Origin of the sequence: Flavobacterium sp. (assembly GCF_044368625.1) — a bacterium.
In the GTDB taxonomy this organism is placed as follows: Bacteria; Bacteroidota; Bacteroidia; order Flavobacteriales; family Flavobacteriaceae; genus Flavobacterium.
The window spans coordinates 1-8,901 of record NZ_JBIPPD010000135.1 but is presented as its reverse complement, the minus strand read 5'-3'; the positions used below and the strand labels follow the sequence as shown (position 1 = coordinate 8,901).

Annotated in this window: 10 protein-coding genes; 1 reads left to right on the top strand and 9 read right to left on the bottom strand. The window is 34.2% G+C overall.

Annotated elements, in window-relative coordinates:
- From ACIQ2X_RS10695 to ACIQ2X_RS10660, 8 genes are all read right to left on the bottom strand, one after another.
- On the bottom strand, nt 1-1,453 hold a 1,453-nt coding region (locus ACIQ2X_RS10695), incomplete at its 3' end, for a hypothetical protein (RefSeq protein WP_396178920.1).
- A complete protein-coding gene (locus ACIQ2X_RS10690; RefSeq protein ID WP_396178919.1) occupies nt 1,450-1,998 on the bottom strand; it encodes an RNA polymerase sigma factor in 549 nt (182 codons plus the stop codon). The genes ACIQ2X_RS10695 and ACIQ2X_RS10690, both read right to left, overlap by 4 nt.
- 11 nt (nt 1,999-2,009) lie before the next feature.
- Complete coding sequence (locus ACIQ2X_RS10685; RefSeq protein ID WP_396178918.1) at nt 2,010-2,426, bottom strand: hypothetical protein; 417 nt, start codon at nt 2,424-2,426, stop codon at nt 2,010-2,012.
- A gap of 121 nt (nt 2,427-2,547) precedes the next feature.
- Nucleotides 2,548-3,564 (bottom strand): recombinase RecA, encoded by a 1,017-nt coding sequence (recA, locus tag ACIQ2X_RS10680; RefSeq protein ID WP_396178917.1) that lies wholly within the window; start codon nt 3,562-3,564, stop codon nt 2,548-2,550.
- A gap of 130 nt (nt 3,565-3,694) precedes the next feature.
- On the bottom strand, nt 3,695-4,138 hold the full coding sequence (locus tag ACIQ2X_RS10675) for a hypothetical protein (protein WP_396178916.1): 444 nt from the start codon (nt 4,136-4,138) through the stop codon (nt 3,695-3,697).
- 4 nt (nt 4,139-4,142) lie between these two features.
- Nucleotides 4,143-6,125, bottom strand: a complete 1,983-nt coding sequence (locus tag ACIQ2X_RS10670) for a hypothetical protein (protein WP_396178915.1) — start codon at nt 6,123-6,125, stop codon at nt 4,143-4,145.
- A gap of 101 nt (nt 6,126-6,226) precedes the next feature.
- Complete coding sequence (locus ACIQ2X_RS10665; protein ID WP_396178914.1) at nt 6,227-6,439, bottom strand: hypothetical protein; 213 nt, start codon at nt 6,437-6,439, stop codon at nt 6,227-6,229.
- Nucleotides 6,440-6,515: 76 nt separating this feature from the next.
- Nucleotides 6,516-7,106, bottom strand: a complete 591-nt coding sequence (locus ACIQ2X_RS10660; protein WP_396178913.1) for a riboflavin synthase — start codon at nt 7,104-7,106, stop codon at nt 6,516-6,518.
- A 60-nt stretch (nt 7,107-7,166) separates the two neighbouring features.
- On the opposite strand from ACIQ2X_RS10660, the gene pdxA reads away from it, so the two are divergent.
- Nucleotides 7,167-8,213 carry a 4-hydroxythreonine-4-phosphate dehydrogenase PdxA gene (gene pdxA, locus ACIQ2X_RS10655; RefSeq protein WP_396178912.1) on the top strand — a complete coding sequence of 349 codons (1,047 nt, stop codon included), beginning with the start codon at nt 7,167-7,169 and terminating at the stop codon, nt 8,211-8,213.
- A 109-nt stretch (nt 8,214-8,322) separates the two neighbouring features.
- Here pdxA and ACIQ2X_RS10650 read toward each other — a convergent pair whose 3' ends face one another.
- The gene (locus ACIQ2X_RS10650; protein ID WP_396178911.1) at nt 8,323-8,712 is read right to left on the bottom strand and encodes a helix-turn-helix domain-containing protein; all 390 of its coding nucleotides are present in this window, start codon (nt 8,710-8,712) and stop codon (nt 8,323-8,325) included.
- Between the last annotated feature and the right edge of the window lie 189 nt (nt 8,713-8,901).

Sequence of the window (8,901 nt, the reverse complement as noted above, 5' to 3'; positions counted from 1 at the left end):
TAAAATGTACGTTGTTCAAGTTACTGGCTTGACCCAAACTGAAAGTTGCTGACTCTGATTGTACCGAAACCGAGTTTTCATTCAAAAACAAAGTACTCACACCACCGATGAGGTTGACGCCAAATTTCCGATCCAAAACCGAATATGAAAGTTCCAGCGGCACTTCATAATAACCCATTCGTTGGTTGAGGACACCACTTTCCAAGTTTTGCATATTATCCTCAAAAGGCCGTAAAGCGTCAAAATTATTGGCACTAACCACCTCCATACTCGCGGTAGCGTCACTCGTACTCAAATTACTAAATCCAGGCGAATCAATCGCACCAAAAAACACCACATCGTTGGTTCCATAACCCAAAGTAACTTTATTAATTCCCGCCCGAACGGCTAATTTTTTGTTTACCGCATATTGTACGCCAACACCCATACTCAAATTGTTTTCGTATGATTTGCTGTTTCCTTCAAATTGGGCTTCAATTGGCGAACCATTCGTTGCTGAATTAAAGTAAACAGGTGCGACACTTGTGGATACCTGCCAACGGTTTATTTTTGCTTCTGCAACACTTTCTGTAGTCTCTTTTTTCTTTTTCAAAATTTCTTCTAGCGGATTGGGCTCTAATGTCAAAGCCAAAGCTTCTTTTTTTTCCAATTTCTTGTCGGCAATTTCTTTTTCGGTCAAAGAATTTTCGGCATTAGAAGTTTTTTCTCTTGATGTTTTGGTTTTATTTTCTGCTGAAACGATGGCATTTTTCTCACTAATTTTATTCGCTTCTAAAGTAGAAACCGAACCATCTGTAACAGAACGATTAGTGTTTGAAATTTTTTCAGTCAAAGATTTGGCATTTTTCTCAGCAGAAACTATGGCATCTTTATCAACAACTTTATTCGCTTTAGAATTAGAAAACGAATCGGTTTTCAAAGTTTTTTTGGCTTTGCCAATTCCTTCTTTTCCATTTTTATTTGTTTGGCTTGCCACTGCAGTATTTTCCGCCTGCTTCTGCGGAATTCCAATCGGATTATTTTTATTTTTTGAAGTATTATTTAGAGTTGAATTGGTGTTTTTCTTAGTGAGTGAATTAGTTTCGACCAAAACTTCTTCATTTTCAGTAGCAATTTCATCGGTAGCGATGCGGTTTTGATCGACAATTCCAGTTTTCTCCGTACTTTTTGTCTGATTAATATTCGTATTCGTATTCGTATTTTCAATTTCTTTTGGAGCAACCACAACAGCTGGAAGCACTTCATTCCTGGTTCCAAAATTTTGGAACGCAAAAAACGCAAGCATAAATCCGGCAGCAATTCCAGAGAATTTCCACCACAGCGGAATCACTTTTCGTTTTTTCTTTTCGTGCAAAGCATCGTGAATGTGGTTCCAGATTTTATCGTTTGGAACGGATTCAAAATCCTTAAAACGCTCTTGAAACAGGCGGTCTATGTTTTTTTTGTCATTCATTGGGTCGAAGGTAATGTGTTTTTTCCAGTATGTTGGTCAATTTTTTCTTTCAAAATCATTCGGGCGCGTGCCAAATTGGATTTTGTAGTTCCAGTTGTAATACCAAGCATTTCAGCAATTTCTTTGTGAGAATATCCGTCGAGTACGTAGAGATTGAAAACCATTCGGTAGCGGTCGGGTAATTCTTGGATGATTTGCATCAGATAATCCAGAGAAACATCTTCGTTGTCGATGTCGGGAATTTCGTCTTCAATTATATTATCGTTTACGATTTCTAGAAAACGTACTTGGGTTCGGTATTTTTGCAATGCATTATTGATCATGATGCGTTTTGCCCAACCTTCGAAGGAACCTTTAAACTGAAATTGTTCGATTTTTTTAAAAATAATGATAAAACCATCTTGCAAATTGTCTTCCGCCTCCGCATAATTTGTCGAATACTTCAAGCAGACTCCAAAAAACTTTGGAGCAAACAATCGGTAGATTTGCTCTTGGGCTTTAGCGTCGTTATTTTTACAATCAAGTATGAGTTGGTCTAAACCCACTGGCTTTTTAATTATTCGTTTGTAACAGGAATGGTGACGTTTTCAAATAGGGGTTCGCCATTTTCATCTTCTCCTTTGTAAAATTTAAAAACGTAGGCTTCTGAGTTTATCACCTCAAATTGAAATTTTAATTCGAACACATCTTCATTTGCAATAAAGTTACAGTCGTTTCTATTGGCTACAAATGACTGCACGGCAACGGTTCTTATTTGTCCTTTTTTTTCAAAATAAAGCGTTGGATTGACGTGACAATCAGAGGGAAGTTTATAAAAAAGTTTGATGGTGTAAATTTCACCAAGTTCAAAAGAAGCGGGAATTTCGTAACTTTCAACAGGTAAAATTTCATAGTAATAATTGTTATTATCATCGCTAACGGAACAAGAAATTCCGATTAAAGATACTAAAAGCAGTAGGACTATTTTTTTCATTTTTAAAAACATTTAATTTTACCGAAGATGCTGCAATACGATAGGGGTTGCGTTTAAATACAAAAAAACCGCTTCAAATAATGCTGAAACGGTTTTTAGTATAAATTTTCGCTACAGCGAATTAATTATTGTTCTCTTTGATTTTCTCTTTGATTTTTACTTCCAGTTCATCGGCCAGTTCTGGATTGTCCTTGATCAAGGATTTCACTGCATCACGACCTTGACCCAGTTTGGTTTCGCCATAACTAAACCAAGAACCTGCTTTTTTCACGATTTCAAATTCTACGGCTAAGTCCAAAATTTCTCCTGTTTTAGAAACGCCTTCGCCATACATGATGTCAAATTCGGCTACTTTAAACGGTGGTGCTACTTTATTTTTAACCACTTTTACTTTGGTTCGGTTTCCAATAACATTGTCACCATCTTTAATTTGAGACGAACGACGAATATCTAAACGAATGGATGCATAAAATTTTAGTGCATTTCCACCCGTTGTTGTTTCTGGATTTCCAAACATCACCCCAATTTTTTCACGCAACTGGTTGATGAAGAATACCGTACAATGTGTTTTACTGATGGTTCCCGTCAGTTTTCTCAAAGCTTGCGACATTAATCGGGCATGAAGTCCCATTTTAGAATCGCCCATTTCGCCTTCAATTTCACTTTTTGGCGTCAATGCTGCAACCGAGTCAATTACTACGATGTCAATGGCTCCCGAACGAATCAAGTTTTCGGCAATTTCCAATGCTTGTTCACCATTATCGGGCTGCGAAATAATTAAATTTTCGATGTCAACACCTAGTTTTTCGGCATAATTTCTATCAAATGCGTGTTCGGCATCGATAAATGCGGCAATTCCGCCTGCTTTTTGCGCTTCTGCAATAGCATGAAGCGTTAAAGTTGTTTTACCAGAAGATTCCGGACCGTATATTTCGATGATTCTTCCTTTAGGATAGCCGCCAACTCCGAGTGCCAAATCGACCCCTAAAGAACCGGACGAAATGGTTTCTACTTCTTCTATGGCTTTGTCGCCCATTTTCATTACGGTTCCTTTTCCGTAAGTCTTGTCTAGTTTGTCAAGCGTTAACTGTAAGGCTTTTAACTTTGATTCTTTCTCTGAACTTGTCTTTTCTTTCATTATATTGGCACTTATTTTTCGTAAAATTACTTCTTTTTAGAATGTAAATTGCTTTAATTTAAAATATTTTACGAAGGTGTTTGAGTTTTGTTTAAATAAGCGGTTTAATATTGTTTAATCTCAAAATAATTTAAATTTCGATATTAGGAAGATAATGGATATGTGCTTTTTTCAATAAAATTTTCCTTTTTTTCTTCGTTTTCACATCGACGATATAGATTACAATTTTATTTGAAGCTAGTGTATGCGTTACTGTATCAAATCCCGCTTCGATAAATTGCTCCAAAGTGAATATTTTGAATTTTGAATTTTTTAGTTTCTGTTGACAAATTTTTATATTTTCTTTAGCAAATATTCCTTTTTTATGTGTTAAAAATTTAAGAATTCTTTTGTCCTCAAAATATAATAAATATGTTTGATTTATATTGTTCTTATTAACTTTTAATTTCAAACTTTCCGAAATATTATTATTATCAACAATCAATACAATTGTATCCTTAAAGATTAGTTTATCGAATTTTTGGGCAAAAATTGTTCCTGATAAAATAAGAAAAAATATAGTTATTTTATACATAGTTTTACGGGTTAAATATTATATTGTATGCATTTATATAACTAACACGAAGGTAATTTGCATCCGAATTTGGTGGGAAGATTGTTGGAAATGCACTGCTCGATTGAAGACCAGTATAGGAAAAATATTTAAAGAAATCGTTCCAATTCCAAGGTAATATTGTTGCAGATGCACTCGGTGGATTACCCATAGGTTGATAAAGAATGGCGCCACCGTTGGTTGGATATATTAGTTGTTGTTCTTGGGAAGGTGATATTAATAAGGGTTTTACGTCATTAAGTATATTAACCATAACTGGAATCATATAATTAACATAAAAGCTATGTTGTGTTTGATTACCAGAAAATCCATTATAATATGTATTTATGCACTGTTGAAAATCCATATTATTAATATCATTTATTGACATTCCAATTGTTGGATTTCGGAATTTAATATTTAAATAAGCGTGAATAGATTCATGAATTATAGTTAGTGCAATATCTAAATAAGAATTATTATTAAGATGATTTCTATCAATTATAATTAGGTTATAGGGAGACAAGCTTTGATTGCCATTAAACATTTTACATATGCCGTTTGTATGGCCTGTTCCATCTTGAGGAATGTCTTCAATTACAAATTTTACATTAAATAGGGGTGTAGGACCGAAAAGATTTACAAATAATTCTTTAAATATAGGTGATTTTTTTAGTTCATTGTATACTTTTCTGAATTTAATCTCTTCTGGGGAATTACCCGATGTAGATGAAAGATCGATAAAGAACGGAGATTTTGCTGATGCTTCAACATCAAAATTTAAGGTTGGATTAAGTGTTGCTTGAATTGTTAACTGTTGTGTAAAACTTATTACGTCTTCATCTTCTTTATTTTCGTAGAGATAATCAACTAATTCATTTGCGGCATCATATTCGGCATCTTGAACAAAGTTTTTTATTTCGTTTATTTTTGTAGTATTGGCATTTAAAGGGTTATTGTTTAAAAATGAATAAAATGCCCAAAGGTTGAGTCTGTTAATACTTATGGAAGTTAAATTAGGATAAAGGGAATTTAACTGAAAATTATTAAAATTAGTGAGTGCTTGTACCATTTTTTGCCTGTTAATTGAACTCAATGTACCGCCATTATTTCTGCAAAAATCCACGAGATAGGGATAGATAAAAGGAGTATTTGCAATTAACGTTTGTAAATTAGGAGCTAATGTGTTGGTAAATGAAGCCACTTGACCAGCAAGCAGAAAATCTAAATTATCAATGGCAACGTCTCCTTCATAAGGATTTGGAATATAGATACCGCTATCATTACCGCCTCCTCCACCAGATGAACCTCCTAAACTTGGTGGATTGCCTCCTTGCACATTACCAGTATCTTCAAAACCAACCCAGACGTATGAAATTGTCGTTTGGAGGCATTCGCCTGTCTCGCAAGTCAAGCCATCACATGATCCTCTCTTTATACAATAAGCATTATTAGTACAAACTACATTATAACTAACCACAACAGCATAACCGGCACGTGCAGACATTCTATTATAAACCATTTCTGAACTTTCAAGCTCTCCTGCATGTGTAGGATTGGTTTTTTCAATATTATAAAAAATGATTTCATTCCATTCAGTTCCTATTTTTTCATAAACTAAATTGTAATATTCTTTAGCATTTAAGTCTTGAGAAACTGGATAAATTTTAAAGGAATAGGTTGTTTTACTATCAACTGGATTTACATACTTTTTGATGCCAATTGTATCTGTCACAAATTCAGCTTCAATGTCGCGAGCCATTAGGTTATTAGACATATTTATATTCGCGGATTTAATGTAGGCAAATTTCGTTATACCTGTTTCAGTTTTGAATTGATTAAAGGAGATTTCATTCATACTGTGTGCTTTACTATGAGATTGCTGCAATTCTAAATCTTCTTTGCTACAACTAAAAAATAAAATTGTAAATAAAAATAATATTAGTGTTTTAATTTGTTTGGTTTTCATATTCTATGTGGTTTTAAGTTAAAATTTATTTCTGAATAATATTTTCTATTCAAATTAATTGGATTTTTATAATTGCCCAATTGGTCCAAAAAAAAAGGGATTTAGTTCGCTTTCCAACTTTCGATAATTTGTTGAACCTCTTTCTGGCTGTGTATTTTTCCATTTTTTATATCGTCTTCGGCTTCAGCAATCATTTTGTCTTCCTTACTCTGATGGGTATATGCCTTAGCCATCTTATAGATATTCTTAATGAATTTTTCGTCTCCTTCATTAGTCAAATCGTGCAATTCTTTTTTTAAGTCTAATGTACTCATAATGAAAAGATTTTTGATAAAACAAATATACGTTTTATAATTATTTAATTATTTGTGGCCAACATTTCATAACAAATCATTTCCTCAACCCATTCAACCGCGCCACATATTTCCCAATTACATCAAATTCTAAATTGACTTTCGTTCCTACTTGAAAACTATTGAAATTTGTATGTTCATAAGTATAAGGAATAATCGCTACACTGAATTCGTTTTTCTTGGAATTTACCACGGTAAGACTCACGCCATTTACGGTAATCGAACCTTTTTCGATGGTTATGTTATTCAAATTTTCATCGTATTCAAAAGTGTAGTACCAACTTCCATTGGCATTTTCTACGCTTTTGCAAATGCCGGTCTGGTCCACATGTCCCTGAACGATGTGGCCGTCGAGTCGGTCGCCCAATTTCATCGCGCGTTCGAGATTTACAGAATTCCCCGTTTTCCAGTCGCCAATATTGGTTTTATCCACCGTTTCTCTAATCGCAGTTACGGTGTACGAATCGGCTTCAAGGGCCACAACTGTCAGGCAAATGCCGTTGTGGGCCACACTTTGATCGATCTTTAATTCGGGTGTTAATTTTGAAGAAATGGTCAGATGCAAGTTGTCCTGATCTTGACGAATTTCTTTTACAGTTCCAAGGGATTCTATAATTCCGGTAAACATTTGTGGTTTTATTTTACTAAATTTGTAACCTCAAAATTAGCAATAAATAACTTGAAGTAAATGAAAAAAGCAGAAAATATAATCGTTGGAATTTCGATTGGAGATCTAAACGGTATTGGAAGCGAAATTGTTTTAAAAACATTTGAAGACGCCCGGATGCTTGAAATGTGTACGCCCGTTATTTTTGCAAATGTTAAAACGCTTTCTTTTTTGCGAAAAAGTTTTGAATCTACCGCACCGCTACATGGTATTGACAAATTGGAACAAATTATTCCTGGAAAAATAAATGTTTTGAACCTTTGGAGGGAGCCCATCCAGTTGGAATATGGTGTGAACAATGAAAAGGTTGGCGAGTATGCCATCAGGTCTTTTAAAGCAGCAACCCAAGCTTTGAAAGAAGATTTAATCGATGTACTGGTTACCGCACCCATCAATAAATACAACATTCAATCGGAAGAATTTAAATTTCCCGGTCATACCGATTATCTTGACCAAGAATTGGAAGGAAACGCCTTGATGTTGATGGTAAGCGGTTCGCTACGCATTGGATTAATGACAGATCATATTCCGGTAAACGAAATTGCTTCGCATTTAACGGAAGCTTTGATTCGAAAAAAAATCGCAACCATCAACCATTGCTTGATTCAAGATTTCAGTATTAATAAACCTAAAATTGCTGTTTTAGGATTAAATCCGCATGCGGGAGACGGCGGGGTGATTGGTTCTGAAGATGAAAAACTAATTCGTCCGGTAATCAAAAAAATGTTTAGCGAAGGAGTTATGGTTTTCGGACCTTATCCTGCCGACGGATTTTTTGGAAGCAATCAGTATGAAAAGTTTGATGCAGTAATTGCCACTTACCACGACCAAGGACTGATTCCGTTTAAAACACTTTCGTTTGGAAACGGCGTAAACTATACCGCTGGTTTAAGTAAAATTAGAACTTCACCCGATCACGGAACAGCTTATGACATTGCGGGAAAAGATTTGGCCAACTATAATTCGTTTAAAGAAGCGGTTTACTTGGTACTTGACGTCTATAATTCGCGAAATGAGTATGCCGAAATTAGCAAGAAACCACTGAAAACAAAGGAAAAGCAGTTATAAACAAAAAAATGTTTTTTAGTTCTTGGTCTATTAATGCAAAAGGCAACAGAAATTTTTATGTATATAGACAGAATTTATTTTAAAGTCAAATTACAAGACAAATTGTAATTTACTTGTTTTCTAATTTTCTCTCAAGTTGTTCAATTCGCATTAGCATTCTTTCCAGTAATCCTTCTGGAATAGTGTTATTTACAGTTCCGTTTGTGCATCCGATGTTGCAATTTGATGGTTTCTTTATTTTGTTGTTACTTTTTTCTTCTAGGAAATAGTCAAAATCCACATCGAACAATGCACAAATTTTATCCATCAAAAAGAAATCTATTTTCCTAGTTTTACCGCTTTCAATTTCTGATAAAGATGTTTGGCTAATATCCAGTTTGAAAGCTAATTCTGGCTGAGACATCTTGTTTTGTCTTCTCAAAATACTTATTTTTGTTCCAACATCCATAATAATTATTGTTTTTACGTTACTTTCTAAAGGTTTTCCGTTTGTTTGCAAATGTACGCACTTCTAATTTTAGAATATTATAAACGAATAAATTTTATTTTTATTAAATCCTTAAAATGTAAGTTCAAGTTATAAGTGCAACAGATAAATTAAAAACACTTGGAGTTTTCCTCCAAGTGTTTAAGGTCAAAAGCCTAAATTTGTCTTGCATGAAAAAATATAAACAATTAACCGTTGAGC

Bases quoted from the DNA above. Each gene is read 5' to 3' on its own strand.
- ACIQ2X_RS10665 (WP_396178914.1), bottom strand. From the start codon at position 6,439: ATGAGTACATTAGACTTAAAAAAAGAATTGCACGATTTGACTAATGAA.
- pdxA (WP_396178912.1), top strand. From the start codon at position 7,167: ATGAAAAAAGCAGAAAATATAATCGTTGGAATTTCGATTGGAGATCTA.
- ACIQ2X_RS10685 (WP_396178918.1), bottom strand. From the start codon at position 2,426: ATGAAAAAAATAGTCCTACTGCTTTTAGTATCTTTAATCGGAATTTCT.
- ACIQ2X_RS10670 (WP_396178915.1), bottom strand. From the start codon at position 6,125: ATGAAAACCAAACAAATTAAAACACTAATATTATTTTTATTTACAATT.
- ACIQ2X_RS10660 (WP_396178913.1), bottom strand. From the start codon at position 7,106: ATGTTTACCGGAATTATAGAATCCCTTGGAACTGTAAAAGAAATTCGT.
- ACIQ2X_RS10675 (WP_396178916.1), bottom strand. From the start codon at position 4,138: ATGTATAAAATAACTATATTTTTTCTTATTTTATCAGGAACAATTTTT.
- recA (WP_396178917.1), bottom strand. From the start codon at position 3,564: ATGAAAGAAAAGACAAGTTCAGAGAAAGAATCAAAGTTAAAAGCCTTA.